Genomic DNA, 25228 nt, shown 5'->3' with positions numbered 1-25228 from the left:
CTAATCCGCCGCGTCAGGATGTTCTACCACGCCGCCTCGCCTAGACACCCTAGGATTGCTCGCCGACAACTTCTAGAGTTGGCTCATTACCCACGCGAGCAGATAGCTTCGGCTGTTGCCATCGTCGATGCGATCCTCGTTGAGATTTGCGCACTCTTGGAGTGCCTGCGCCGCCTCTTCTGGGCCGGCAAGCGCCGTATACATCAGTAGGTAGTCGCCGAACAGCACGTCGTATCCGTTCGGTGCCGCTTCGGCAAGATTTGTGCGAACTCGTTCGGGATCATCGCCCAGATATCCGGCGATAGGGCTCATGGGTAGTACGAGGATTCCAAGCATGGCGCTCGGTTCGGCGCTGAACCAGGTGGCGTAGTCTCGTTTTCCGCCCCAGTTGAGTGACGCGATGGTGTGGTCGAAGCCGTCGTAAACTTCTGCGCTTGTGTCAAAGTTTGTCCAGTAGGCCAGTGCTGATGCGGTTTCTGCTGAAAGCATCCATTGAGCTTCTATTGCAAGTTCTGGTTGGTGGCTTGCTTGGGCCCACAACGCTAGTCCGTTCCAGGCGCTGACAGCTTCTGAACTTGATTCTTGATTGTTTCCGTCGGCAAAGGGCGATGTGCCGCTTGCCCACGAGTGTCCAGCGTAGGCATCGAAGACTCGACGTTCGGGAAAGTAGCTGCTGTCGCCTTGGACGGCGATGTCGGCCGCGAGCAAGTTGATCACGGGTGCCCACTTTTCGACGAGGGCGGGATCGCTGGCGGCCAATACTCCTGCGACGTACAGGAAGTAGCCGTAATGGAAGTGGTGATCGTTGAATTCGTCTGATCCGAAGGAAGCGGCACGTCCGACGATTCCGCGGGCGTCTTCGTCGTAGACGAAACAGCGCTGGGTGCGATTGACGCATCCGTCGGGGGTGGTCCAGATATCCATTTCGCGGACGAGCTGATCTGTGATGGTTGAGGCGAGATCGTCCTCGCCGATTTGATGGGCGATGTCGAGCATGTTGGCAAGGCGGTACATCCATTTTCCGCCGAAATAGGTGTCAGCGGGCGCGGCGAGCGTGGAGGCGACATCCACTTCTAGTTGTGCCGCGAGCAGAGCCTTGTTCTCCTCAGAGAGGGTCGATAGGTCAAGTGATCCGGTCGGCTTCTGGGTGGGCACCGACCAGGTGAGCTCGGTCACGGTGCAGGCGTTTAGTTGCCCGTAGACACTTTTCCAATTGCCGGTGTCGCAGGTTGTGTCGTCTGAGAGCGCGGCATACTGGTGCGGCATGGCGGCCACTATCGTCGCGGCGCCATCGGTGGTTGTGTAGGCGATGCTTGTGGTTGTTGTTTCGTCAGCTACCGAGTAACGGATGCTCGTGCTCACGATGGGGGATGCCGCGGCTGTCACGTAGTCGTCGAGCGATCCTCCGTCGGCTACGGCGAACCATGTGGCCATTTGGCCGGGGGAGAGTCTGAGTTCGGATCCCGACTCGGTCATTTTTCCGTTGCTGACGAGCCCGTATTGGGTCTCTTCGATCGTGGTGGTCCATGCTTTGGTGCCGGCTGTGAGTGGTTGTCCGAGGGTGACGTTTACTGTTTCGGATGCGGTGAAGCTCACGAATGGGGATCCTTCGGCGATCACTGTTGTGCCGATGTGTCTTCCGCTGATGCTGCTCGCAATCGTGACCGATGTTTCGTCATAGTCGGCTATGACAAAGTCGTCTGCGCCAAAATCGGCCGTTAGCGCGGCAAAGAACCCTCCGGCGATGAGATTCTTGCTGGTGACGACGTTGGGGACTCCGATCGCGAAACCGTTTTCCGTCATCTGGAATCCCAGCGGCAAGGGAAAGACGGGCATTGGCTCAGCGCCGAACACCATTCCGGCGAACCATGTGTTGGTGGGCGGGAGGAGGCCGTCAGCGAGTCGTGCGTGGGGGAGGGCGGTTACCGTTTGTGCCGGCAGTTCTGCGATGAGCGGAGCGACACTACTGTCGGGAAATATAGCGTCAGAGGGGTTAACCGGGGTGGTGGATGTGGTTGTTGCGCTCGTGCATCCGCTGACGGACATGATGACTGTCATCATTGCCAGCAGAGCTAGTTTTCGCTGATCGCTCGCCACGCGACTACAGGCCGATCTTTCTCAGAAAGTCGGCCATGCCATCAAAGGCTCCGGCCAGGATGCCGTTGTCGCTCAATTGCAGTGTGGCGGTGACGGGCGTTCCGGCTTTCACGAGGCCGTTGAACGCGCCATCGGTGAGGGCATCGCTCTCAACACGGATGGTCGTCTCGGCTTGACCGTCTACGGTCTGCACGTCGATGGTTGATACGGAGCCGTCGATGCTTGCGCCATTGGGCAGTAGGAGCGTGACGGGTGCGCTTTCGCCGATGCGGGAGTAGTCCCGCCCGGTGAGTTCGTACTGCGCGACGACCGAGAGCGAGCCTGCTTTTTCGATTGTCGCGAGAACCTGCCCTGCCTGAACGAACGATCCGGGCTTTGTGGTGACGTCTCGCACGGTTCCAGAAACAGCAGCTGTAAGGGTGATCATGCCGTCGTCGGTCACCGTGTAAGCGACGGTCTCGGGCTTGAGGAGTCCCTCGGCGAGGTCGGCTTGAAGCGAGGGGCTCTGGAGGGTGAAGAGCACGTCGCCCGCGGTCACTCTTTGGTCGTCTTCGGTGATGAAGCTGCGCACGAGGGTTCCCCCGTAGTCGATGCCTACGGGGTATCGCTCTGCTGCAATTGATGCGGAGACGCTGGTGGCTTGAGCCTGGCGTTGGGTGAAGACAATGGTTAACCCGAACACCAGGGCGAAGACGACGATGAGTCCGGCGAATAGTTTGAGGTTGCTGCGCCACGTCATGCTGGAGTTCCGTTCAGGGTGAGGAGGTGTTTAGCCAACCGATGGGTGCGGCTGAGCGAGACATGTTCGCGCATGGCGGCGGCGACGAAGCTGCCCATGATGATCGTGTTTGTGACGTTCCACCCGGTTGCGAGGGTGAGAACGCCATTGTCTATGTCTCTGAAGATGGCCACGAATGAGGTCAGGAGCAGGAAGACGAAGAACAGCACTTGGGGAATCATGAAGTTGAACGGTGATGACATTTTCGAACGGTCACCGGTTGCGCTCCACGACTGCTCTTTTCCGGTGAGGACGTTGATGAGTGCCGCGAGGTAGATGGGCGCTGACACGGTTGCGAGCATGAGTGTCTCCCAACGAAACGAGCCCATGGTGTAGAACGCGAGCACAATCTGCATGAGATAGAACCCGGCGTAGAAGAGCACCCAGCTGACGACGGTGGTCGACAAATTCATGGGTCGGAGATCGAAGTAGATTTCGAGTGCGGGGACGACCATAAGTAGAAGGGGACAGATTCCGGTGAGGTAGAAGGATGCAGTCACCAAGTATTGGAGTCGCTGGTCGAGGGTGAGCTTTCGTTTGCGGCTCAAAGGGTTGTGATTGAGCAGAATTTCGAAGCCGCCTGTTGCCCAACGCAATTGTTGTTTCGTGTATGACTCGACAGTGTCGGGAGCATGGCCGACGGCAAGCGTCATCGGGATGAAGATCGTGTGCCACCCACGCTCGTGGAGCATGAGTGATGTCCACACATCTTCTGACTTGGAGTCGGTGTAAATACCTCCGATGTCGTCGATGGCTGCCCTGCGGAAAATGACATTGGTGCCAACGCAGAATGCGGCATTGAACCGATTTCGTCCGGGCTGAATGAAGCGGTAGAACACCGACTGCATGTAGCCGGCTCCGCGGGAGATGACGTTGTGCAAGTTTCCGTACGTTTGCGGGGTTTGCACGAACGCGACTTCGTCGCTTGAGAAGAAGGGGATGGTTTCGTTGAGGAAGTCGGGCGATGGCACGAAGTCTGCGTCGAAGATCGCGAAGAATCGTCCTTTGGCCAAGCTGAGGGCGTGGTTGACGTTTCCCGCTTTTGCGCCACCGGAGCTGAGTCTGCGCACGTACCGAGCGCCCAGTTCTGCAGCAAGGTCGCGAACTTCGTCAGATCGCCCATCGTCGAGAACCCAGGTGATGTGGGCACCGCGCATTGCTAGCGCGGCGGTCACGGTTTCGCGAATGACGTGAACGGGTTCGCCATAGGTGGTGATGAAGACGTCGGTGGTCGCTTCGGTCTCATCGAGGTACATGGTCCAGAGGGATGGCGAGTTTGTTAGCCCATCGCGCAGAATGTCGCGATCGTGAAACAGCTTGGATTTCGCGTCGTGAAATGCAAAGCCACGAGGGTCTTGCGAAGCCGAAAGAATTGTCCACATGGACAGCAGTGCCTGGAGGATGAGGATCGTTTCGGCAATGATGACGAGCGTGTACGGCAGCCAGTCTCCACGACTTGCGGGGTTAAGCAGGAATGATGCGTAGGCAAGGATGCCGAGGGTCGCGATCATCACGAGGATCACGAGCGATGGTGACTGTGCTTTTACTGGTTCGGTGATGCGCGGAGCGGGTGAACCTTCTGGGGTTGCTCGTGCGGTTGCTCGCGCAGTCGCCTCAAGGCGAGATTGCAGGGTCGTCATTCTGGCTTCTTTCGGGAGAAGTGTTCTGCGACGCAGCACGAGTAACACTCACCATGACGTTGCCGGATGCGCGGAGGGTAATGAATGCGACCGGATTGTCACAGCGGCATCATTGACGTGCATACAGGTAGGCCGTGCGACGGGGTAGGTCGCAGGCCTGAGAAATCAGTGCTTCAATAACTCGGGTGGGGCGGGTTTCGCGGGTGAGGCGGGTTGTTGGCCCTACCGTACGGCAGGGAGTTGCCCCTCAACAGGGGGTAGCCAAGAGAAAAGGCAATTGTTTACTTTCTCTTAGCGTGTTCGTAACATGGGCGGCTTATCCGACGAAGCCGCGGCCCGACCATTCGATGATTTCTGCTGCGGTCGCGTGCTCTGGTGCCGCCTTGGCGACTCGTGAGGGAACCTGCGTTAGCGGCACTGTTGTTGGGCGTTCCGGTAGGGACTGGTGATGTCCGTCCCGGGCATTGAAGCGTCTATTGATGAGTGCACCGAGGATGGCGCCGATTCCGAATCCGAGCGGAAGCAGAAGTAGGTAGCCGGTTGGATCGGTTTCGGCTGCAATGCCGAGTGCCAGCGTCGCTGCAACACCGACAGCGGCACCGATCGTGATGGCGACCCACCAGCGCTGGAGCCGTGCGTTCTCTTTGTCCCACGCTCTCTGAGCGCGAAGCTGTTCGAGGGCTTGTTCACCTTCAGCTTCGCTTACCCACGTTCGTCCTTCGAAGCGAAACACATTGGGGTGGTTGTCGAGTGCCATTATTCGGTTCCTGCTTCGGTTCCTGCTTCGGTTCCTGCTTCGGTTGTGATGTCGGCGAGGGTGGCGTCGAGTCCACTGATGAGATCATCGGCAACCACCCAGACGGTGTAGCCGTGGTCTCCTGATCCCATCGAGACTCGTTTGCCGGCGATGCGTTCGTCGGCGAACACGGGCCAGGCGGTGCTGCTGCCGAGTGGTGTGATGGTGCCGCGCGCAAATCCGGTGGCCTCGAGCGCGAGGGAGGCTTCGGGCATCCGCAACTTATTGACACCGACGACGGCCCGCAGTTTGGGCCAAGAGATCTGGCGGTCGCCGGGAACCAAGGCAAAGAGGTAGCTGCCGTCACTGCGCTTGACGACGAGCGACTTGACGATTTCGGCTGGGGTAATGCCGAGCAGCTCGGCGGCGTGCTCGAGTGAGGTGGCTGGTGCGCGTTCGACGATCTCGATTGGGATGCCGCGGCGCTCGGCATCGTCGCGAACGCGGTCGGTTCCTGCCGTCATTAGGGGCCTTCCGGTATGCGCACCGCCGGTTCAGGCGCGACATGGGACAATTGATGTGTGACTATTCTTGCCCCTGCCGACCCGCGTGTCGCGCCACAGCTCTCAATCGGTAACCTCGACCTCGATGTTCCGGTCGTTTTGGCGCCAATGGCCGGCATCACCAACACCGCTTTTCGCCGGCTCTGTCGCGAATACGGCGCTGGCCTGTACGTCAGCGAAATGATCACGAGCCGAGCTCTCGTCGAGCGCACGCCCGAAAGCATGCGACTCATCACGCACCACGAGTCAGAGACGACGCGCAGCATCCAGCTCTATGGGGTTGACCCTAAGACGGTGTCTGAAGCGGTCACGATGTTGGTCGCCGAAGACCGTGCAGACCACATTGACTTGAACTTCGGATGCCCCGTTCCCAAGGTCACTCGCAAGGGCGGGGGAGCGGCGCTCCCGTGGAAGATCGATTTGTTCCGGGAGATCGTTGAAGGTGCCGTGAAAGCTGCCGGCGATGTTCCGTTGACGATCAAGATGCGCAAGGGCATCGATTCTGACCATTTGACGTATCTCGAGGCTGCTCGCGTTGGCGCGGGCGCCGGCGTCGCCAGCATCGCTTTGCATGCGCGCACGGCTGCCGAGTTCTATTCCGGTACCGCCGACTGGTCAGCGATCGAAAAGCTCAAGAACACCATCACCGATACACCGATTCTTGGCAACGGTGACATTTGGAGTGCAGCCGATGCTTTGCGCATGGTCGATGAGACCGGATGCGACGGAGTCGTTGTTGGTCGCGGTTGCCTCGGTCGTCCGTGGCTCTTCGGTGACCTCGCTGCGGCGTTCCGAGGAGAGTCGCTCAAGGCGGAGCCAACACTCGGCGAAGTTGCCATCGCGTTCAAGCGTCATGCCGAACTGCTGGTGGAATTCTTCGGCGATGAGGATCGCGCGTGCCGCGACATCCGCAAGCATGTCGCTTGGTATTTTAAGGGCTATGCGGTCGGTGGCGAGTTGCGTGCGGCGATGGCGACCGTGCACGACTTGGCTCAGCTAGACGAATTGCTTGCTCAGCTTGACTGGAACCAGCAGTACCCTGGTGCTGACGCTGAGGGCCAACGTGGTCGTGCGGGAACCCCGAAAAAGCCATCGCTTCCGCAGGGCTGGCTCGATAGCCGCGAACTGCAGGAGACGCACCGTAGTGAACTCAACCAAGCAGAATTGAGCACCAGTGGCGGCTAAGGGCTACACAGAGGCTGACGCCGAGCGTTGGTTTCCCGAGCAGCATTCGAGTCGTCGGAGCGATTTTGCACGCGACCGTGCGCGAGTGCTTCATTCGAGTGCACTGCGCCGCCTAGCCGCAAAGACTCAAGTCTTGAGCCCCACGATGGGCACCGATTTTGCCCGCAACCGTCTCACTCACTCTCTCGAGGTTGCCCAGGTGGGTCGCGAGCTTGCAGACAGCCTTGGTCTCGACCCTGACGTTGTCGACACTGCGTGCCTTTCGCATGACCTCGGGCATCCGCCTTTCGGTCACAACGGTGAGCGAGCCCTGAATGAGTGGGCGCAAGACATTGGTGGCTTCGAGGGCAACGCTCAAACCCTGCGTCTGTTGACTCGCATCGAGCCCAAAGTTTTTGGTCCCGATGGCCGCAGCTATGGGCTTAATCTCACCCGCGCGAGTTTGGATGCGAGCACAAAGTATCCGTGGCCAAGCGCGCAGGGCATCCCTGACCCGAGTGGTCGCAGCAAATATGGATTCTTTGACGATGACACTGCCGCGTTTGAGTGGTTGCGAGCTGGTGCCCCTGATCGCCAGCGCTGCATCGAAGCCCAAGTAATGGATCTCTCGGACGACATCGCCTACTCAGTTCACGACTTTGAGGATGCCATTGTTGGCGACTTTGTGGATGTGACGGCGCTCGGCGCCCGAGTAAATCACGACGATCTTGTGAAGTCGATGTTTGCGTGGATCGGTGGCGAGTTCACGCACGATGAACTGATCGCGGCGTTCGATCGCCTCGACCTGCTTGATCCGTGGATCGATCAGTGGGATGGCAGCCGGGCAGCGCATGGTCGGCTCAAGAATCTGACGAGTCAGCTCATTGGCCGATTTGCGGGTGCTGCCGTTCAGGCCACACGCGAGGCATATCCCACAGACGCTCTGGCACGATTCGGGGGAAGCCTCATCGTTCCCCAAGAGATTCAGGCGGAGATTGCGGTGCTCAAGGGGATCGTTGCTGCCTTTGTGATGTCGACGAACGCTCGCCGACCGATCTACCAGCAACAGCGCGATGTACTCACCGAGCTGGCCGATGTGTTGTTGTGGACAGCTCCCCGCAATCTCGATTCCGGGTTCACGGCCGATTGGAATTCCGCTGAGAACGATCACCAACGCAAGCGGGCCGTAGTAGATCAGGTGGCTAGCCTCACCGATCAGTCCGCGATTGCGTGGCATACACGCCTAGTTGGCTAGAGTCACACCGCGGTAAGCCTACAATTACGATTGTGGCTGGCCTTATCAAGAGAAGCGATATCGACGAGGTGCGTTCGCGCACCAATCTCGCCGACATTGTTGGCGACTACGTCGCTCTCAAGAGTGCTGGTTCCGGTTCGATGAAGGGATTGTGCCCTTTTCACGAAGAGCGCAGCCCCAGTTTTCATGTTCGGCCTCAGGTCGGTTTCTACCACTGCTTTGGTTGTGGAGAAGGCGGTGACGTTTTCACGTTCCTGCAGCGCATGGACCATGTCTCCTTCTCCGAAGCAGTTGAGCGCCTCGCTGGCCGGATCAGCTATGAACTTCACTATGAGGACGGCGGCGCTGCAACTGATCACGGCAATCGTGCCCGCATTCTTGCTGCTAATCAGGCGGCATCCGACTTCTTCGTTGCCCAGTTGTCAACTCCAGAAGCGGCACCGGGGCGCACGTTCTTGGGTGAACGTGGTTTCGATCAGTCGGCAGCCGAGCGCTTTGGCATTGGTTTCGCTCCTCGTGGCGGCGTTCTCGCGAAGCACCTGAACTCATTGGGGTTTACCTCGGATGAGCTCGTCATCGCTGGGCTCATTGGCAAGGGGGAGCGCGGCGACTACTACGACAGGTTCCGGGGGCGACTGGTGTGGCCCATTCGCGATGTCACCGGCCAGACTCTCGGTTTTGGTGCGCGTCGGCTTCTCGACGAAGACAAGGGCCCCAAGTATCTGAATACTCCCGAAACTCCCGTTTATCACAAGAGCCAGGTGCTCTACGGTCTCGATCTTGCCAAAAAAGACATCTCGCGCAGCAAGCAGATCGTGGTTGTTGAGGGCTACACCGATGTCATGGCCTGCCATCTTGCCGGAGTGACGACCGCCGTTGCTACCTGTGGCACCGCTTTTGGCGTTGACCACATCAAGATTGTGCGTCGGATGATCGGCGACTACGACAACGCAGACACCACAGCTACCGGCGAAGTGATTTTCACCTTCGACCCGGATGAGGCTGGCCAGAAAGCGGCGAACCGCGCGTTCGCTGAGGAACACCGCTTCGCTGCACAAACTTTTGTTGCTGTTGCCTCTGACGGTCTTGATCCCTGCGATTTGAGGCTCAAGAAGGGGGATGGCGCAGTGCGTCGCCTCGTGAGCACGCGCAAGCCCATGTTTGAGTTCAAGATCCGCCGCGAGTTGGCTGTTCATGACCTTGAGACTGTCGAGGGTCGCGTGGCTGCGCTGCGGGCTGCAGCTCCTGTAGTGGCGGGGATTCGGGATCAAGCGCTTGGTGTTGGCTATGTGCGCAGCGTTGCGGGTTGGCTGGGGATGGAACCGAGCGAAGTTCAGAGTGCGGTGACATCGGCGAAGCGTCAGGCGCCGAGCGCTGCTTCGGCGACCGCTGCGACAAATTCGCGTGCTGGTGAGAGTGCACCGGAGAGTTCGAACGCACGCAATGGCGCTGGCTCCGCTGCTCCGTCTGGCGAACCTCCTCAGGAGCAGGGCCCGTCGATCATGAGCCTGAAAACAGACGCAACCACGCGGTTGGAGCGCGATGCGCTGATGGCAGTACTGCAGCATCCGGATGTCGTTGGTGACGAACTCATCCGCAAACTGACTCAGATTTCGTTTGCCGACAACACCCTCGCTGTTGTGCGGGATGCGATCGCTTCGCTGGTGGATCGAGCGCTACTACCTGGTTGGGCTTCGGCGGTTGCCGATGAGGTTCCGCAGTCGTTCTCGACCTTTGTGAAGCAATTGAGTGTCGCGCCGATTCCTGAGCGTGAAGAACGCATCCCGGTGTATTGCGTTCAGATCACGACCGATCTGGTTGAGCGCGACCTTTTGCGCCAAAAGCGGGAGCTTCTCGGCGTGCTTCAGCGCATGGACCGGGAGAGTGATCCTGAGCGTTATGTGCAGACCCAGCGTGACCTGATGAGGATCGAAGCAGAGCGTCGTGCCCTGCGCGAAGACTCCTAGTTTTCCTCGCTTGGTTGCGTTCGTGTAAATATCGTTCATTTGGGTACCAACAACGTAGTGCTTGCCGGCCAATTTGTGTTTCCATTGGTGAACTACGATGCGCGGCGCCTACAAACGCGCCGTCGCATTTTCTGCACGCAACAGGAAGAGGTAGACGGATATGACATCCGCATCCAAGAACAGCAAGCGAGTCCTTGCTGTAGTTGCCGGTTCAGCAGCGTTCGCGCTCGCTTTGACTGGCTGCCAAGCTGGGGGAGATTCCTCCGGCGGTGGCGGTTCTGAGTCGCTTATCGTGGGCACGACTGACAAGGTCACGTTCCTCGACCCGGCCGGTTCGTACGACAACGGTTCGTTTGCACTAATGAACCAGGTTTTCCCGTTCCTGCTCAACTCGCCGCTCGGCACTTCCGATGTTGAACCTGACATTGCAGAATCTGCTGAGTACACGAGCGATGATGAGTACACGGTTGTGCTCAAGTCGGGCTTGAAATTCGCTAATGGCAATGACTTGACGTCTTCTGACGTGAAGTTCAGCTTCGACCGCCAGGTCGCAATCAATGACGAAAATGGACCTTCGGTTCTTCTCGGCAACATTGACAGCGTTGACGCCGTTGACGACACCACCGTGGTCTTCCACTTGAAGAACGGCAACGACCAGACGTTCGCACAGATTCTGTCGAGCCCTGCTGCGCCGATCGTTGACGAAGAGGTGTTCTCGGCTGACTCCGTTACTCCCGATGCTGACATCGTTGATGGCATGGCCTTCGCCGGCCAGTACGTCATCGACAGCTATGACTTCAACAACATTGTTGCTTTCAAGGCCAACCCTGACTACCAGGGTGTTCTTGGCGCTGCGAAGACCGACAGCATCACTCTTAAGTACTACACCGATGCTTCGAACCTGAAGCTCGATGTTCAAGAGGGAAACATTGATGTCGCGCACCGTAGCCTTTCGGCAACGGACGTCGCTGACCTCGAGGGCAATGACAACGTCAATGTCGTCGTTGGCCCCGGTGGAGAGATCCGCTACATCGTGTTCAACTTCGACACCCAGCCGTTCGGTGCTGCGACTCCTGAGGCTGACGCCGCGAAGTCGCTTGCTGTTCGTGGAGCCGTCGCTGACCTCATCAACCGTCAGGAAATCTCTGACCAGGTTTACAAGGGCACCTACCTGCCCCTGTACTCCTACGTTCCTGACGGACTCACCGGTGCAACCGAGGTTCTCAAGGACCTCTACGGCGATGGTGAAGGTGGACCGAGCGTCGACGCAGCGAAGAAGCGTCTTGCTGATGCCGGAGTGGAAACTCCTGTGACACTCAACCTGCAGTACAACCCAGACCACTACGGTGAGTCCTCGGGTGACGAGTACGCGCTTGTTGAGAGCCAGCTCGAAGCTGACGGTATCTTCGACGTCAACCTGCAGTCGACTGAGTGGGTTACGTACGCCAAGGAGCGCACGGCAGATGCTTACCCCGCTTACCAGCTGGGTTGGTTCCCTGACTACTCCGATGCTGACAACTACCTGACCCCGTTCTTCGGTGATGGTAACTTCCTCGGAAACCACTACGCGGATGCTGAAGTCAACGATCTGATCGTTGCTCAAGCAACCGAACTCGACCCTGCCACGCGTGAGGGAATGATCGAGGAAATCCAGGCGAAGGTTGCGGCTCAGCTGTCAACCGTTCCGTTCCTTCAGGGAGCGCAGATCGCTGTGACTGGCAAGGACGTTACCGGAGCTACGCTCGATGGTTCGTTCAAGTTCCGTTACGGTAGCTTGGCAAAATAGGGGCATTTCGCTCTAGTTAGACCTTTGTCTAACGTTGTGACGAACAGGGGGTGGCCCACACACAATGTGGGTCACCTCCTCGTCTTCATCCTCTGCACGATAGGTAGGTATGTCGCAGTCTGCTTCCGCCGTGATTGATCCGGCACCGTCTCCAACGCCCACTAGGCGTCCTCGGGGGATCACAAATCCTCTCGCTCGTTTTCTTATCGTTCGATTTTTGCTAATTTTCCCGACCGTGTTCATCCTCGTAACGATGGTGTTCGTGCTGATGCGGTCGATCGGTGATCCCATTACGGCGGCACTTGGTGGCCGCCTGACGGCCGCTCAGCTTGCAGAGCGCATTAGTTCTGCCGGCTACGACCGCCCGATCTTGGTTCAATACTTCGAGTACTTGGGTCAGATCTTTACCGGTAACTTCGGCACGGCGATCACCGACGGTCGCCCGGTCTCAGAGCTGCTCGTGACGTATGGAAGCGCCACGTTAGAACTCGCGGCCTACGCGATTCTCGTTGCACTGATTGTGGGTATTCCGCTGGGAATGGTTGCGGCGTACTTCCGCGACAAGTGGCCAGACGCAGTGCTGCGTGTTGCCGCGATCCTCGCCTACGCCACCCCGGTCTTCTTCGCGGGGCTGCTGCTCAAGCTGGTCTTCGCTGTGTGGCTCAAGGTGTTGCCTGTTGCCGGCCGCGCATCCACTCGCACTGAATTGCAGCTCAGCACTCTCGACAACAAGTCGGGCATTTACATTATCGATGCGTTCCGGCTTGGCAGCCCAGCCGCAATCGGAGATGTGCTGTCGCATGCGGTGCTGCCCGGCCTAGCGCTCGGTCTGCTCACTGCTGGCATCTTCATGCGTCTCGTGCGCACCAACGTCATCGGCTCGTTGTCGATGGACTATGTGGATGCCGCCCGCTCACGTGGTGTGAGTGAGTTCCGTCTCGTGCGCAAGCACGCATACAAGCCAGCGCTTATCCCGATCATCACGGTGATCGGTCTGCAGATCGCACTCTTGCTTGGAGGCGCGGTGCTGACGGAGACCACGTTCGAGTGGAAGGGTCTTGGCTTCAAGCTCGTCGAGTACTTGGGCGCCCGTGACTTCGTTGCTGTGCAGGGAATTGTGGTTCTGCTGGCGGTCATCGTGGCTCTTACCAACTTCATTGTCGACATAATTGCGGCGATCATCGACCCGAGAGTGAGGTACTGATCATGAATACAACACCCTCACGGTTCGTACGTATTTGGCGGCGTTTGCCCGTCGTCCATCAGGTTCGTCAGGCGGTGGGCCTCCAGCGCGGGATGCTCGTTGCTGGTCTGATCTTGACGGGAATCTTCCTGTTTACTGCCCTGTTCGCGCCCTTGCTTGCGCCCTATGGGTTCTCGCAATTGCGTGACGATGACGGCACCTTTGGTGCTCAGGTTCCTCCGGGTGGTGAGCACATTCTTGGCACCACTGTTGGTGGCTACGATGTGCTTTCTCGCGTGATCTGGGGATCGCGGACTGCGGTGCTGGTGATCGTGGTCGCGGTCGCATTGTCGATCTTCGCCGGGGTGCTCCTTGGCTTGGTCTCTGGCTACTTGGGCAGTTGGCTCGACCGCGTCTTGGTTGTCATCTCCGACGCCGTTTATGCGTTTCCTACGCTGTTGCTCGCGATTGTTGCGGCAATTGCCATTAGCGGTGGTCGTTCGAGTTTCTGGGGCGGTGTATTCGCTGCGGCCATCTCAATCACGGTTGTCTATATTCCGCAGTACTTCCGGGTGATTCGAGCAGAAACGGTGCGAATCAAATCAGAAGCGTATGTGGAGTCGGCAAAGGTTCTGGGTGCGAGTACACCTCGCATCATGTTCCGTCACGTGTTCCGCAATGCCACTCGCACGTTACCGCTCATCTTCACGCTCAACAGTTCGGAAGCAATTCTGACGCTGGCGGGCCTCGGCTTCCTTGGCTTCGGCATTGAGCCTTCTGCCGCGGCGGAGTGGGGTTATGACCTCAACAAGTCGATTTCGGATGTCACGAGCGGTATCTGGTGGACGTCGCTGTTCCCCGGCTTGGCTATCGTGCTCGTCGTGCTGGGAATCACTCTGGTGGGAGAGAGCCTGAACGACCTCGCGGATCCCCGACTGCGCACACGTCGTCGTGCCGAACAGTCAGCGCCTATCCTCGAGACTTCCGCTCTGAACACGGTTGATCTTGATGGCGATGAGACAACGATGGATCCTTTGGAGGCTCGCTCATGAGCGACATTGTTGAGATCAAGAATCTCGAAGTGACCTTCGCCACTGATGGCGGAGATGTAAAAGCTGTAGACGACGTCTCTCTGACGCTTGCTCCTGGCGAAGTTCTGGCGATCGTCGGCGAGAGCGGAAGTGGAAAGAGCGTTACGGCAAAGTCCGTACTCGGGCTGCTTCCCGAGACCGCTGTTGCGCGTGGTGCAATCCTGCTCAATGGCAAAGACGTCGTCGGGATGTCTGGCAAGCGACTTCGCGAATTGCGCGGTGTCGATGTCGCCATGGTCTTCCAAGAGCCGTCACTTGCTCTCAACCCGGTTTTCACGGTCGGGTGGCAGATTGCCGAAGGCCTCCGCGCTCACGGCAAGGTGAACAAAAAGCAGGCTCGCGTCAAGGCGATTGAGATTCTTCGCAAGGTCGGAATTCCTGAGCCAGAGAAGCGCGTCGACTACTACCCCCACCAGTTCTCTGGTGGGCAGAAACAGCGAGTGGTTATTGCAATGGCACTCGTGCTCGAGCCGGAGCTGATTGTTGCCGACGAGCCAACTACGGCGCTGGATGTCACAGTGCAGGCAGAAATTCTTGACCTGCTTCGCCTGTGCCGGGACGAATTTGGTGCTGCAATAATCCTGATTACCCACAACATGGGTATCGTCGCGGACCTTGCTGACCGTGTTGCAGTGATGTATCAGGGCAAGCTCGTTGAAGAGGCTCCGGCACAGGAACTCTTTGACTCTGCGAAGCACCCGTATACCCAGAAGCTTCTTGCTGCCGTTCCTCGCGTCGGAACCGGTGCTGCGCGCGCTGCCGCTCGCGTCGTTGACCGTAAGGATGCGGGGGGCGACTCTCAGGTCGAACCTGTCGTCGTCGCGAAAGATCTGCGGATCTCGTTTCCTGGTCGTTTCGGTCAGCCTGCATTCCGCGCGGTTGATGGTGTGAGCTTCAGCATCTCTCCCGGTGAAGTTCTTGGTCTTGTTGGCGAGAGTGGATCGGGCAAGACCACGATTGGGCGCGCCATTGGCGGTCTCAACAAGGTCACGGGTGGTTCGCTGCAGGTTCTTGGTCACGAGATGTTGCACTTCAAGGAGCGCAACTTTCGGCCGGTCCGCAGCGATATCGGTTTCGTCTTCCAGGACCCGGCATCGAGCTTCAACCCACTCCTGACCATCGCCGAGTGCGTAGCCGAGCCGCTGATCGTTCACGGTAAGGCTCAGGATGCCAAAGATGCCCGCGGTCGGGTGAATGAACTTCTCGAAGCGGTGCAATTGCCGCGTGCATTCGGTGATCGCTATCCACACGAACTGAGCGGTGGCCAACGTCAACGCGCCAGCCTCGCTCGTTCATTGGCTTTGCGCCCTCGACTGCTGATTGCCGACGAACCGACGAGTGCGCTCGACGTGTCGGTGCAAGCGAAGGTTCTTGAGTTGTTCGCTGACCTTCAGCGCGATCTCGGGTTCGCGGCGCTGTTTATCAGCCACGATCTCGCCGTTGTCGACATGCTTTCTGACCGAATCGCTGTGCTCTACAAGGGGCAACTTGTTGAGGAGGGCGTTGGCTCTGATGTGCTGGGAAATCCGCAACATCCGTACACCCAGCGCTTGCTTGCATCGCTTCCGGTTCCTGATCCTCGGGAACAAGCTGAGCGTCGCGAAGCACTGAGGTCGCTGACTGCCGTAGATTATTGAGGTGACTTCTACTCAGGCAACAGTGAGCGCGCGTGACTTGTCATTGCGCTACCCGTCGCGCAACCCAGAAACACGTTCGGTTGCCGTCAATGGCCTGAGTTTTGAGATCGCTGCGGGTGAAGTTTTGACTGTCGTTGGCGAGAGTGGCTCTGGCAAGAGCACTCTCGCCAAGGCTGTTGCCCTCCAGGCCGAGACTGGCGCCTACGGTTCGCCGCTGTTTAGCGGCGGTGAGCTGACCGTTATGGGCACCGAGCTTCGGTCGGTCAGCCGTCGCAAGCGAGATCATCTGAGCCTGCGCGTGGGCTATTTACCGCAGGATGCCGGCAACCACCTCAACGGTCGGCTCACAGTTGGCGAGAACATTGCGGAACCGATTTTTGTGCGTGACCGCCGTTTCAATCAGCGTGAAGCAGCCGAAGCCGTAGCCACGCTGATTGACACCGTTCGGTTACCGCTGGCCGTAATGAATCGTTACCCCTACGAGCTGAGCAAAGGGCAGCGGCAACGTGTTGCTATAGCGCGAGCAATGATCCTTGAGCCGCAGTTGCTCGTTGCCGATGACCCTACTGCCGGCATCGACGTTAATGTTCGCGCCGCCATTCTTGATCTCATCGTTGACCTCCAGCACGATCGCGAATTCTCGGCCCTTCTCGTGACCGCTGATCTTGCGGCTGTTCGCCGAATATCAACCAACATTGCGGTCATGCACCGCGGAATCCTGGTCGGTATTGGTGAACTTGACGAAGTTTTGTCCGACCCGTGGCATCCGTATGTGCAGGGACTAGCCAATTCGCTTGTGGAGCTCAAAAGTGATCAGCACTAACCTGACCCAACATTCCCCTTCGACCTGGCTGGTTGGCGGCTTTGGGCCAGATATGGAGTGCGAATCCGAAGGGATTTCGGTGATGCGAAGTCGGGCGGATGGGTCGCTAGAGTTTTCTCACGTTGCCGCTTCTGTTTTGTCTGCCTCGTTTCTGGTTGTCGCTGGCGACGCTGTGTACTCCACGCTGGAGGGCTCAGGCGAGATTGCGGCGTTCCGTCGTGACGGGGAGACCTTGAGCGACGCAACGACGACTTCTAGCGGCGGCCAGTATCCGTGTCATCTCACGGTGCGCGACTCCGTGATTGTCGCCGCCAATTATGGAACGGGAACGCTGGGTGTCCTCGAGCGGACCGCGCACTCAAGTGCTCTCGATGCGCGCTACGTGCAAGAAACGGCCGGTACAGGTCCGCGACCGCAACAGGAGGGGCCGCACGCCCACTCGTCTCTTTTCGTCGACGAGTCGACCCTCCTCAGCCTCGATCTTGGCGCTGACCGCATCAGAATTTTCGAGTACAGCGACTTCACTCTCAATCAGGTGGATGAGGTCGTGCTACCCGCAGGATTCGGCCCCCGCGACATTGTGGCTCGCCCCGGCAACCTCTTTTATGTTCTCGGAGAACTTGGGCTTGGTTTTCTCGTATTTGAATGGCGCGATCGCGAACTTCACCAGCTGTGCGCAATCGCGCTGCCGGGCGCGGTCGAGGGCGATCACGCGTCAGCAATCGCTATTTCCGCCGACGGCCGTCACGCCTATGTAGGCGTGCGACGCAGCAACCTCATCGCCGTGCTCACGATTGCGGAAGATGGTCGCAGTGTTGCACCTCTCACCGCCGTATCGTGCGAGGGGGACTGGCCACGTCACATCGTCATGGACGACAACATCTTGCATGTGAGCAACCAGTTTTCGCACTCCGTTGCTAGTTTTCGCATTGATGACAACGGAATCCCGAAGCTGATAGCCCCGCCAACCCGGGTTCTTTCGCCGACATACCTCGCTCGAATCGCCTGATGGTTTTTGATGTGCTCAATCCTTTGCTAAAGTAGTTCCGTTGCACAGCGATCCTCGATAGCTCAATTGGCAGAGCAATCGGCTGTTAACCGGTAGGTTCTTGGTTCGAGTCCAAGTCGAGGAGCTTATGAGTCCCGGCCACTAAGGTGGCCGGGACTTTGTGCATTCCGGAGCGGGTGGCTACTACTCCACCGGGAGTAGCCGCGGGTGCGCCGCTGAGCCGATGTGCGTGTGTCGGTCGGCAACTAGCATCAAGGCATGCATTCATCCGATCGACCGTCTCGCACAGCCAGCGCGATGGTAGATGCGATCGCGCGGGGGCAGCGCTTTGGTTACCCAGAGTCACGACGGTCCATCCTCTTGCGTCAGTGGGTGCCGGTCGCTATTTCCCTGATTGTTCAAGTGCCGATTACGCTGGTTGGTGTTTCGCGCCCGGGCAATTTTGATGGGTCGAGTGTCGCCCTCATCCTTCTCGCCGTCGTCGGACCGGTCCTGCTGATCTGGATTCGGCGGCATCCTGGACCGATAGTTGCGCTGATCTCGGCTGCTGCCGCTGCAGACTTTCTTATCGGTTACTCCGTCGTCTCGCCGCCCTACTTGGCGTTGGCTTTTGCCATTGTGATCGCGATCTCTCGAGGAGCCCGTTCGTGGACCTGGATCTCGATGATCGTCGTGTGGGAAGCAACGCTCTTGGCAGGATTGCTAGTGGGCATCGCTCTGGAACCGCCACGCGTCATTGCGACGACTCTCGGGCTGCTCTTGGTGCTCGGTTTTGCCGAATCCCATCGTCGACGCGGAGAACACATTCTGCAGTTTCAGCAAGCTTTCGCTGATCGACGTGAGTCAGAGTTGCGCGCAGAACGCGTTCGCATTGCCCGAGAACTGCATGACGTGTTGGCTCATTCCCTCAGCCAAATCAATGTGCAGGCTGGGGTTGGTCTTCACCTCATGCACAAACAACCCGAACAGGCAGAGGCTGCCCTTGCGAGTATCAAAAGCTCAAGCAAAGAGGCGCTCGACGAAGTGCGATCGCTGCTGGGGATGCTCCGCACGGAAAATGACGACGATGATTCCTTCACCGGTGCCGCTGTGCCGCCGGTGCCAGAGCCTGACCTATCGCGACTGAACCATTTGGCGGACTCGGTGCGATCGCAGGGCCTCGCGGTGAGCCTCAGGTGTGACGTGTCTGCAGAGACGCCCCCAGCGGTGCAATTGGCGCTCTATCGAATTGTGCAAGAGTCGCTGACAAATATTGCTCGCCATGCGAATGCGACGGATGTGAGCGTGAACGTCGGCTACGACGACGGCGACTACCTCGTTACAATTGCCGACAACGGTGATGGATTTGACAGCACTGTCGACAACGAGGGGCGAGGTTTGCTTGGCATGCGAGAACGAGCTGACCTCCTCGGTGGGAAGCTTCAGCTTGGCGAATCCGAATCTGGTGGCGCCCTCGTGACGGCGCGCATTCCGCGTCGACTGGCATCCGCATGATTCGTGTTGTTGTTGCTGACGATCAGCAACTGATTCGTGCCGGATTCCGCAGCCTTTTGAACGCCGAAGACGACATCGAGGTGGTTGGCGAGGCCGCTACCGGCACCGATGTTATTGACGTTGTGCGTCGTGAGCGCCCCGATGTTGTTCTCATGGATATCCGGATGCCCGACGGTGATGGGCTGTGGGCTACTGAGCAAATCGCCACCTTCCCTGAGCTCGCAGCGACCCGCATCGTGGTCGTGACGACATTTGAGGTCGACGAGTATGTTGCGCGCGCCATCAGGGCCGGAGCGAGCGGATTTTTGGTCAAAGATACTGAGCCGGTGGAGTTGATCCGTGCGGTGCGCGTAGTGGCGGCGGGCGATGCTCTTCTGAGCCCCGGAGTCACGAAGCGACTGCTTGCCCGATTTGCTGGCAGTTCTTCCGTGGCGGTCGACGCGAGCATCCTGACCGCAATCACTGTGCGGGAGCGTGAAGTTCTTTCTCTCGTTGGTCAGGGCCTCACGAACGCCGAAATTGGCGAGAAACTTTTTTTGAGTCCGCTGACGGCCAAGACCCACGTTTCGCGAATCATGTCCAAGCTCATGGCGCGCGACCGCGTTCAACTGGTGGTGATCGCCTACGAAACCGGGCTGGTTTCTTCGGGGCGTGCATAGTGGCCGCACGTGCACGTCAGCGATCGCCAGACGTTGCCGCGGCAATCCGATCGAGCTTTGCAGTGGGGCTCGCGGTTGCCGCCTACGGGGTCTCGTTTGGTGCGCTCTCCGTCGCCGCCGGCTTGGATGTCTGGCAAACCTGTGTGCTGAGTCTGCTGATGTTCTCTGGCGGCTCCCAATTCGCGCTGGTTGGGGTGTTGGCGACCGGGGAGCCTCAGCGGGAGGTGCAGCTATTGCGAGCGCTGTATTGCTCGGAACACGCAATTCTCTCTATGCGCTAAGGGTTGCGCGGATGATCGGCCCTGGCCGCCTCAAGCGGCTGCTCGCTGGTCATTGGACGATCGATGAGACCACAGCTGTGTCCACCGCTCAACCGACGCTGGAGAGCCAGCGCGCAGGATTCTGGTGGACCGGGCTTGTCATCTATCTGGGCTGGAATCTGACGACGCTGATCGGCGCGCTCATTGGTGATCAGTTGGGAGATGTGAGTCGCTACGGTCTGGATGCGGCGGCCGCTGCAGCATTCCTTGGTCTTCTGTGGCCCCGGCTGAAGCAACTGCAGCCGATCGTGGTCGCGATTGGTGCTGCTGTCGTCGCTGGCGTGCTGATGCCAGTGCTGCCTGCTGGCGTTCCTGTGCTGGCTGCCGCTCTTGTCGCCGTTGTTGTTGGCCTCATGAATCTCTTTGGCACTCGTGAGAGCGACATTGCTGAGGCTGAGCCCGATCCGATGGGGGAGCGATGACTATTTGGCACATCGTGCTGCTCGCGTCGATTGCGGTACTTGCCCTCAAACTTGCTGGCTTCGCGGTTCCGGCAGCGTGGGCAGAAAAGCCCACGGCAGCCCGGCTGGCGAATTTGCTGACGGTTGCGTTGCTGGCGGCGCTCGTCGTTGTGCAGACCTTTGGTTCCGCGCGAGGCTTCGAAGTGGATGCCCGGCTGCCAGCGGTAGCACTTGCCGCTGTGCTCTTCGCCATGCGGGTGCCGTTTATCGTCGTGATTATTGCTGCCGCCCTGGTCGCCGCAGCAATCCGAGCCTTCAGTTAGCTGTCGAGCCGACGAGAACGTGAACAGCTAGGCGTCGAGCTGTTCCTCGGTGGGTAGCCACGAGTTTCCCGGCTGACCCCAACCTTGCTTGCGGACCGCTTTCGCCGCCGCCTTAGCATCAGGTTCGCGAAGTCGGTCGGCGTAGAGCACACCATCGAGGTGGTCGTATTCGTGCTGAAAGATGCGGGCGAGCCATCCGGATGCTTCAATCTCGAACGGTTTCTGGTCGAGGTCTACGGCGCGCAGGATTACGTGGTCGGCGCGTACTAAGCCGAACCGTTCGCCGGGGATCGAAAGGCAGCCTTCTTCATCCTCCTCGCCCGGCGCGGCGATGGGGGTTGGGGTGTGCCACAACTCCGGATTGATAGCGACTCCGCGCCAATGCGTGTCGTCTTCATCGATCCAGTCGTAGACGAAAACGCGGAGTCCTACACCGACTTGGGGCGCGGCGAGCCCGACGCCCGGCGCCTCCTCCATGGTTTCGAACATGTCGCCAACAAGGGTAGCGAGGCTGCTATCGAAGGCCGTTACCGGTATCGCGGGAGTGTGGAGCACCGGGTCGCCGGTGATAATGATGGGGAGAACGGCCATGCACCCAGAATATCCCGGTTGAACCGAGTACATTTGACGGGTGCCGCCGGACATTCTTGACCTCACAGAGCAGATCAGTCTCACCCCATCTCAGGCTGTCGGTATTCCTTTGGCGCTCATCGGCGCAATTCTGCTTTCCCTTGGCGCACAGTTTCAACATCGCGGCGTTGCCCGCATGGAAGAACATCACGGCAGCGAAGCAAGTTCTGGGCTTAGCTTTAGTCAAATTAAGGCGCTGCTTGCTCGCCCATCCTGGGTTATTGGCACAACTTTTCTGGGCCTCGCCATTGTCTTTCAGCTGTCGAGTTTGGCTATCGCGCCCATCATGGTTGTTCAGCCTCTGGGTGCCGTTGCGCTCGTTATGACGGCGATCATGAATTCCCGTCTTGCCAAGGTCAAGTTGGATGCGATTTCTATCCGCGCCATTGTGATGTGCGTTTGTGGCGTTGGAGCTTTTGTTGCCCTCGCTGCGATTTTCGCGAAATCGACGGTGATCACGCAGCGCGAGTTGTCGACTGTTCTGATCATTTTGGTTATCGTTTTGGCGTTGTGGATCGCGTTGTTCCTGTTTTTCCGCAAGAACGCGTCGCCGGTGTTTTACATCCTCGGGGCGGGGATGCTCTTCGGTTTCGTGGCGACTCTCGCCAAAGTGGTCATCGATCGCATCAAGACCATCGTGATTTTGGGTTCAGGAATCGAGAGCACTGATTTGCTTACCGTGCTCTGTATCGTTGGCCTAATTGCGGCATCCTTGCTCGGCTCCTACTTCGTTCAGACGGCTTATGCGTCTGGACCACCTGATTTGGTGGTGGCCGGTCTGACTGTTGTTGATCCTCTTGTCGCGGTGACGGTCGGCATCATCGTGTTGGGTGAGGCCTCGGATGCGCCTGTCTGGGCGGTAGTTTCCTTTGTGATTACGGGTGCTGTCGCCATTTGGGGTGTCTTCTTGCTCTCGAAGCACCACCCTCAACTCAGGGTGTAGGTTTCCTTCTCCTCGGCAGAGCAGCCCGCTTGGTGGAGTGCAGTGGGGTACGTTATTAGGTGCCGTTGACCTGACCGGGTTGTAAACGAGTTAGCTCGTGACGATAAATTGTTAAGGAACTCTTCGACTGTGACCTCCGCTGTGAGACGCTCGCCCCACGAAGGCAAACCGCGACTTCGCATCCTGATTGGCGCAGATACGTTCTGGCCTCAAATCAATGGTGCCGCAACCTTCATCGCCCGACTTTCCGCCGGGCTTGCCGAGCGCGGACATGATGTTCACATTGCGGCCCCGTCGTATTCCAACAAGAAGTTGGGCACGATGATCGAGGAGCATGAGGGTCAGAAACTGACCCTCCACCGTCTATACTCGTGGAAGTGGCCTGGTCACCCGTGGCTTCGGTTCATGTTGCCGTGGCGCGTTAAACGCAACTCGGCGATCATCCTTGATCAGATAAAGCCTGACGTCATCCACTTTCAGTCGCACATTGTTATTGGGCGCGGTTTGACCATTGAGGGTGAAGCGCGCGGTATCCGGATGATCGGTACCAACCATTTCATGCCAGAAAACCTGCTCGATCACGCCTACATCATTCCTCGATTCATGCGCGATAAAGCGATTCGTATGGGCTGGGCTGCGGCTGGTCGTTCGTTCGCTCGGGCCGCGCGGGTGACGACTCCGACGCGTCGGGCCGCTGACTATCTCGAAGAAAACACTCTAGTTCGCAACGTTATTGCGGTGTCGTGCGGAATCGATGCTGATGGTTATAACGGCAATCTCGAGCCCAAACCTGAGAACCTCATTGTTTTCTTGGGTCGTCTCGCTGACGAGAAGCAAATCGACAAGCTCATTCGCGCGCTCGCCATTATGGATCCGGCGCTCGACGCCAAATTGGAGATCGTCGGCGGGGGAGAGCTTGAGGGCAAGCTGCGCTCGCTCGCGGCATCATTGGGTCTCGAAAACCGGGTTAAGCTCACCGGATTTGTGGAGCAGGATCAACTGCGCGACGCCCTTCAGCGCGGTTCCGTGTTTGCGATGCCATCTACTGCGGAGTTGCAAAGCATTTCTACGATGGAGGCGATGGCCTCAGGTTTGCCGGTGGTTGCAGCGAACGCGATGGCGCTCCCGCATTTGGTCCATGACGGTGAGAATGGCTACCTCTTCGAGCCAGGGAACGTCGAAGATTTGGCCGAGAAGCTCACGCGCGTGCTTACCCTTCCAGCGGATGAACTGCTGAAGTTCAAGAAGGAGAGCCTGGCCATTGTGGCGGCTCACGATATTCAACGCACTCTCGATACGTTCGAGAGTTTGTACCGCGGCGAAGAAGTTACTGACCCTGCCGCTTTGGGTAAAAAGAACGAGAGCGCCTCCTAAGAGACGCTCTCGTTGGAGCCACAGCAATCAGCTCACTTGTGCAGGCGTGGAGCCTACTTCTTTGCGGGGGTTCGGTTTTCTGCTGAGACCATCCATGCGAACTGCTCAAGGCTTTCGATGATGGCGTGCAGCAGGTCCGCGCTTGTGGGATCTTCTTCGTCGATCGGGTCGTGAACTTCACGGATGGTGGCAACTGTGCCCTCGAGGCGTTCCGTCAGCAGGTCAATGGTGTCTGTCGTGCTGATTTCGCCTGCGGGAAATTCGGGAAGAGTCGTGGTGGCGGCGACGGTGTCACTGCGGCCGTCCGGGGTGGCGTGGAGGGCGCGCATCCGTTCGGCTATGGTGTCGCTGAAGCCTCGTGCGGCGTCAATTATTTCGTCGAGAACGAGGTGGGTGTCGCGAAAGTTCTTGCCCACAACGTTCCAGTGGGCTTGCTTGCCCTGAAGCTGCAGTTCGAGCAGGTCGACAAGCACGAGCTGCATCTTGTCGGCGAGGCCTTTCGATGCGGTGAAACCGTGCTCCGCATTTTGCTGGCGGGTCTTGCGAGCCCCAGATTTGGCTGGACTCGTGGTCTGCGCTTTCTGTGAATCAGTCATGTCGCTACGCTACGAGCGCTGCTTGAGAGCTTGCTCAACGTTCTTTGAGAGTCTGCCGAATATCAGTGTTGGAAAAGAGGAAACTATTGATTTAGGCTCAGATTAAACTCAGGCTAGGAGATATTCATGGGCTCAAGATTGTTGCTCGTCGCGGCGTGGCTGTTGCCGGTCGCCATACTCATTCTCGGCGTTAACGCTGGCGCCACCATCTGGGTCTATATGGAGCCTCAAATGGATATGGTTCCGGCACCAGAAACGTACGGCATCGCCTTCTGGGCCGGCGTCGCCGCGCTGTTGCTGAGTGTGCTCGTTGCTGTCGGAATCTCCATTCAGGTTGCGACTTCGCGACCCTCAGCCCAGACAGTGGGGTAGTGGGCGAACGCGTGTGTTTCTTGTGGCAGCGCGGCGCGCACAATTCGAGGCAGGACGTGTCACCGTGAGTGCCCCATTTGCCGGTAACGTAGATACGCGTTCGCACTCGTGCGGACACGGGGCGGTAGCTCAGCTGGTTAGAGCAAACGACTCATAATCGTTCGGTCACGGGTTCAAGTCCCGTCCGCCCTACCGAAATTTCGTGGTCTTGATTCCGGTTCCGGACAAGCTCCGAGGATCCTGCTATCGAACCCAAGATGACGCTGCCGGTGAGCATTGGCCCACTTTTGGCTTTATTCAGGATTTATTTTAAATACTGGACAAAGTGTTTATCGTCTGGGATGCTATCGCCGTGGACGCAGATCCACATGCGCCAGCTTGGTACGG

At 58.4% G+C, this 25228-nt stretch carries 25 protein-coding genes and 2 tRNA genes; 19 read left to right on the top strand and 8 right to left on the bottom strand.

Annotated features, from left to right (window positions below; genetic code table 11):
* Window positions 1-72 precede the first annotated feature (72 nt).
* From AC1ENN_RS08155 to AC1ENN_RS08135, 5 genes are all read right to left on the bottom strand, one after another.
* Entirely contained in the window at window positions 73-2061 is a 1989-nt protein-coding gene (locus AC1ENN_RS08155; RefSeq protein ID WP_480405807.1) for a glycosyl hydrolase, read from the bottom strand.
* Between the two features lie 40 nt (window positions 2062-2101).
* Entirely contained in the window at window positions 2102-2836 is a 735-nt protein-coding gene (locus tag AC1ENN_RS08150) for an efflux RND transporter periplasmic adaptor subunit (RefSeq protein WP_480390860.1), read from the bottom strand.
* A complete protein-coding gene (locus AC1ENN_RS08145) occupies window positions 2833-4515 on the bottom strand; it encodes a glycosyltransferase family 2 protein (RefSeq protein WP_480405806.1) in 1683 nt (560 codons plus the stop codon). The genes AC1ENN_RS08150 and AC1ENN_RS08145 overlap by 4 nt, the downstream gene beginning before the upstream one ends.
* A gap of 316 nt (window positions 4516-4831) precedes the next feature.
* Complete coding sequence (locus AC1ENN_RS08140; protein WP_480405805.1) at window positions 4832-5272, bottom strand: hypothetical protein; 441 nt, start codon at window positions 5270-5272, stop codon at window positions 4832-4834.
* Window positions 5272-5775, bottom strand: a complete 504-nt coding sequence (locus tag AC1ENN_RS08135) for an aminoacyl-tRNA deacylase (RefSeq protein ID WP_480390857.1) — start codon at window positions 5773-5775, stop codon at window positions 5272-5274. Before AC1ENN_RS08135 ends, AC1ENN_RS08140 begins: the two co-directional genes overlap by 1 nt.
* A gap of 57 nt (window positions 5776-5832) precedes the next feature.
* On the opposite strand from AC1ENN_RS08135, the gene dusB reads away from it, so the two are divergent.
* The 4 genes from dusB to AC1ENN_RS08115 all read left to right on the top strand — a co-directional run bounded on the left by dusB (window position 5833) and on the right by AC1ENN_RS08115 (window position 11986).
* Entirely contained in the window at window positions 5833-6999 is a 1167-nt protein-coding gene (dusB, locus tag AC1ENN_RS08130; RefSeq protein WP_449646848.1) for a tRNA dihydrouridine synthase DusB, read from the top strand.
* Window positions 6989-8233 carry a deoxyguanosinetriphosphate triphosphohydrolase gene (locus tag AC1ENN_RS08125; RefSeq protein ID WP_480405804.1) on the top strand — a complete coding sequence of 415 codons (1245 nt, stop codon included), beginning with the start codon at window positions 6989-6991 and terminating at the stop codon, window positions 8231-8233. The genes dusB and AC1ENN_RS08125 overlap by 11 nt, the downstream gene beginning before the upstream one ends.
* 32 nt (window positions 8234-8265) lie before the next feature.
* Window positions 8266-10200, top strand: coding sequence for a DNA primase (gene dnaG, locus AC1ENN_RS08120; RefSeq protein ID WP_480405803.1), 1935 nt, complete (start codon window positions 8266-8268; stop codon window positions 10198-10200).
* 160 nt (window positions 10201-10360) lie between these two features.
* Entirely contained in the window at window positions 10361-11986 is a 1626-nt protein-coding gene (locus AC1ENN_RS08115; RefSeq protein ID WP_449646845.1) for an ABC transporter substrate-binding protein, read from the top strand.
* An 85-nt stretch (window positions 11987-12071) separates the two neighbouring features.
* On the opposite strand, the gene AC1ENN_RS08110 is transcribed toward AC1ENN_RS08115, so the two are convergent.
* Window positions 12072-12173: a hypothetical protein gene (locus AC1ENN_RS08110; protein WP_449648179.1), complete on the bottom strand. Its 102-nt coding sequence runs from the start codon at window positions 12171-12173 to the stop codon at window positions 12072-12074.
* Here AC1ENN_RS08110 and AC1ENN_RS08105 point away from each other — a divergent pair.
* The 11 genes from AC1ENN_RS08105 to AC1ENN_RS08055 all read left to right on the top strand — a co-directional run bounded on the left by AC1ENN_RS08105 (window position 12165) and on the right by AC1ENN_RS08055 (window position 20926).
* Window positions 12165-13190: an ABC transporter permease gene (locus AC1ENN_RS08105; protein WP_449648178.1), complete on the top strand. Its 1026-nt coding sequence runs from the start codon at window positions 12165-12167 to the stop codon at window positions 13188-13190. The genes AC1ENN_RS08110 and AC1ENN_RS08105 overlap by 9 nt on opposite strands.
* A 2-nt stretch (window positions 13191-13192) precedes the next feature.
* Entirely contained in the window at window positions 13193-14221 is a 1029-nt protein-coding gene (locus AC1ENN_RS08100; protein ID WP_449646844.1) for an ABC transporter permease, read from the top strand.
* Window positions 14218-15897, top strand: a complete 1680-nt coding sequence (locus AC1ENN_RS08095) for an ABC transporter ATP-binding protein (protein ID WP_449646843.1) — start codon at window positions 14218-14220, stop codon at window positions 15895-15897. The genes AC1ENN_RS08100 and AC1ENN_RS08095 overlap by 4 nt, the downstream gene beginning before the upstream one ends.
* Before the next feature lies 1 nt (window position 15898).
* Window positions 15899-16720: an ATP-binding cassette domain-containing protein gene (locus AC1ENN_RS08090; RefSeq protein ID WP_449646842.1), complete on the top strand. Its 822-nt coding sequence runs from the start codon at window positions 15899-15901 to the stop codon at window positions 16718-16720.
* Window positions 16707-17729, top strand: a complete 1023-nt coding sequence (locus AC1ENN_RS08085) for a lactonase family protein (RefSeq protein ID WP_480405802.1) — start codon at window positions 16707-16709, stop codon at window positions 17727-17729. The genes AC1ENN_RS08090 and AC1ENN_RS08085 overlap by 14 nt, the downstream gene beginning before the upstream one ends.
* Window positions 17730-17780: 51 nt before the next feature.
* A tRNA-Asn gene (locus tag AC1ENN_RS08080) sits at window positions 17781-17853 on the top strand.
* Window positions 17854-17987: 134 nt separating this feature from the next.
* Window positions 17988-19223 carry a sensor histidine kinase gene (locus AC1ENN_RS08075; protein ID WP_480405801.1) on the top strand — a complete coding sequence of 412 codons (1236 nt, stop codon included), beginning with the start codon at window positions 17988-17990 and terminating at the stop codon, window positions 19221-19223.
* Window positions 19220-19882 carry a response regulator transcription factor gene (locus tag AC1ENN_RS08070; protein ID WP_480405800.1) on the top strand — a complete coding sequence of 221 codons (663 nt, stop codon included), beginning with the start codon at window positions 19220-19222 and terminating at the stop codon, window positions 19880-19882. Before AC1ENN_RS08075 ends, AC1ENN_RS08070 begins: the two co-directional genes overlap by 4 nt.
* Window positions 19882-20163, top strand: a complete 282-nt coding sequence (locus AC1ENN_RS08065; RefSeq protein ID WP_480405799.1) for an AzlC family ABC transporter permease — start codon at window positions 19882-19884, stop codon at window positions 20161-20163. The genes AC1ENN_RS08070 and AC1ENN_RS08065 overlap by 1 nt, the downstream gene beginning before the upstream one ends.
* A gap of 11 nt (window positions 20164-20174) precedes the next feature.
* On the top strand, window positions 20175-20624 hold the full coding sequence (locus AC1ENN_RS08060; protein WP_480405798.1) for an AzlC family ABC transporter permease: 450 nt from the start codon (window positions 20175-20177) through the stop codon (window positions 20622-20624).
* Window positions 20621-20926: an AzlD domain-containing protein gene (locus AC1ENN_RS08055; protein ID WP_480405797.1), complete on the top strand. Its 306-nt coding sequence runs from the start codon at window positions 20621-20623 to the stop codon at window positions 20924-20926. Before AC1ENN_RS08060 ends, AC1ENN_RS08055 begins: the two co-directional genes overlap by 4 nt.
* A gap of 27 nt (window positions 20927-20953) precedes the next feature.
* Here the strand turns inward: AC1ENN_RS08055 and def are convergent, their stop codons facing one another.
* A complete protein-coding gene (def, locus tag AC1ENN_RS08050) occupies window positions 20954-21517 on the bottom strand; it encodes a peptide deformylase (RefSeq protein WP_480405796.1) in 564 nt (187 codons plus the stop codon).
* 40 nt (window positions 21518-21557) lie between these two features.
* Between def and AC1ENN_RS08045 the strand changes: the two genes are divergently transcribed.
* The gene (locus AC1ENN_RS08045; RefSeq protein WP_480405795.1) at window positions 21558-22499 is read left to right on the top strand and encodes a DMT family transporter; all 942 of its coding nucleotides are present in this window, start codon (window positions 21558-21560) and stop codon (window positions 22497-22499) included.
* 129 nt (window positions 22500-22628) lie between these two features.
* Entirely contained in the window at window positions 22629-23873 is a 1245-nt protein-coding gene (locus tag AC1ENN_RS08040; protein WP_480405794.1) for a glycosyltransferase, read from the top strand.
* 53 nt (window positions 23874-23926) lie between these two features.
* Here the strand turns inward: AC1ENN_RS08040 and AC1ENN_RS08035 are convergent, their stop codons facing one another.
* The gene (locus tag AC1ENN_RS08035; protein ID WP_480390850.1) at window positions 23927-24469 is read right to left on the bottom strand and encodes a Dps family protein; all 543 of its coding nucleotides are present in this window, start codon (window positions 24467-24469) and stop codon (window positions 23927-23929) included.
* A gap of 126 nt (window positions 24470-24595) precedes the next feature.
* Between AC1ENN_RS08035 and AC1ENN_RS08030 the strand changes: the two genes are divergently transcribed.
* Both AC1ENN_RS08030 and AC1ENN_RS08025 read left to right on the top strand, forming a co-directional pair.
* Window positions 24596-24841, top strand: coding sequence for a hypothetical protein (locus tag AC1ENN_RS08030; protein ID WP_480390849.1), 246 nt, complete (start codon window positions 24596-24598; stop codon window positions 24839-24841).
* A 118-nt stretch (window positions 24842-24959) separates the two neighbouring features.
* A tRNA-Ile gene (locus tag AC1ENN_RS08025) sits at window positions 24960-25033 on the top strand.
* Window positions 25034-25228: the final 195 nt, after the last annotated feature.

The organism is Rhodoglobus sp. G.S.23, assembly GCF_056675935.1.
The sequence above is the reverse complement of the archived record's forward strand: the minus strand, read 5'-3'. Positions and strand labels throughout refer to the sequence as shown.

Excerpts from the sequence above, each read along its gene's own strand:
- AC1ENN_RS08070 (WP_480405800.1), top strand. The coding sequence starts at position 19,220 with ATGATTCGTGTTGTTGTTGCTGACGATCAGCAACTGATTCGTGCCGGA.
- AC1ENN_RS08055 (WP_480405797.1), top strand. The coding sequence starts at position 20,621 with ATGACTATTTGGCACATCGTGCTGCTCGCGTCGATTGCGGTACTTGCC.
- AC1ENN_RS08060 (WP_480405798.1), top strand. The coding sequence starts at position 20,175 with ATGATCGGCCCTGGCCGCCTCAAGCGGCTGCTCGCTGGTCATTGGACG.
- AC1ENN_RS08155 (WP_480405807.1), bottom strand. The coding sequence starts at position 2,061 with ATGATGACAGTCATCATGTCCGTCAGCGGATGCACGAGCGCAACAACC.
- AC1ENN_RS08095 (WP_449646843.1), top strand. The coding sequence starts at position 14,218 with ATGAGCGACATTGTTGAGATCAAGAATCTCGAAGTGACCTTCGCCACT.
- AC1ENN_RS08075 (WP_480405801.1), top strand. The coding sequence starts at position 17,988 with ATGCATTCATCCGATCGACCGTCTCGCACAGCCAGCGCGATGGTAGAT.
- AC1ENN_RS08145 (WP_480405806.1), bottom strand. The coding sequence starts at position 4,515 with ATGACGACCCTGCAATCTCGCCTTGAGGCGACTGCGCGAGCAACCGCA.
- AC1ENN_RS08115 (WP_449646845.1), top strand. The coding sequence starts at position 10,361 with ATGACATCCGCATCCAAGAACAGCAAGCGAGTCCTTGCTGTAGTTGCC.
- def (WP_480405796.1), bottom strand. The coding sequence starts at position 21,517 with ATGGCCGTTCTCCCCATCATTATCACCGGCGACCCGGTGCTCCACACT.
- AC1ENN_RS08035 (WP_480390850.1), bottom strand. The coding sequence starts at position 24,469 with ATGACTGATTCACAGAAAGCGCAGACCACGAGTCCAGCCAAATCTGGG.
- AC1ENN_RS08150 (WP_480390860.1), bottom strand. The coding sequence starts at position 2,836 with ATGACGTGGCGCAGCAACCTCAAACTATTCGCCGGACTCATCGTCGTC.
- AC1ENN_RS08100 (WP_449646844.1), top strand. The coding sequence starts at position 13,193 with ATGAATACAACACCCTCACGGTTCGTACGTATTTGGCGGCGTTTGCCC.
- AC1ENN_RS08135 (WP_480390857.1), bottom strand. The coding sequence starts at position 5,775 with ATGACGGCAGGAACCGACCGCGTTCGCGACGATGCCGAGCGCCGCGGC.
- AC1ENN_RS08140 (WP_480405805.1), bottom strand. The coding sequence starts at position 5,272 with ATGGCACTCGACAACCACCCCAATGTGTTTCGCTTCGAAGGACGAACG.
- AC1ENN_RS08030 (WP_480390849.1), top strand. The coding sequence starts at position 24,596 with ATGGGCTCAAGATTGTTGCTCGTCGCGGCGTGGCTGTTGCCGGTCGCC.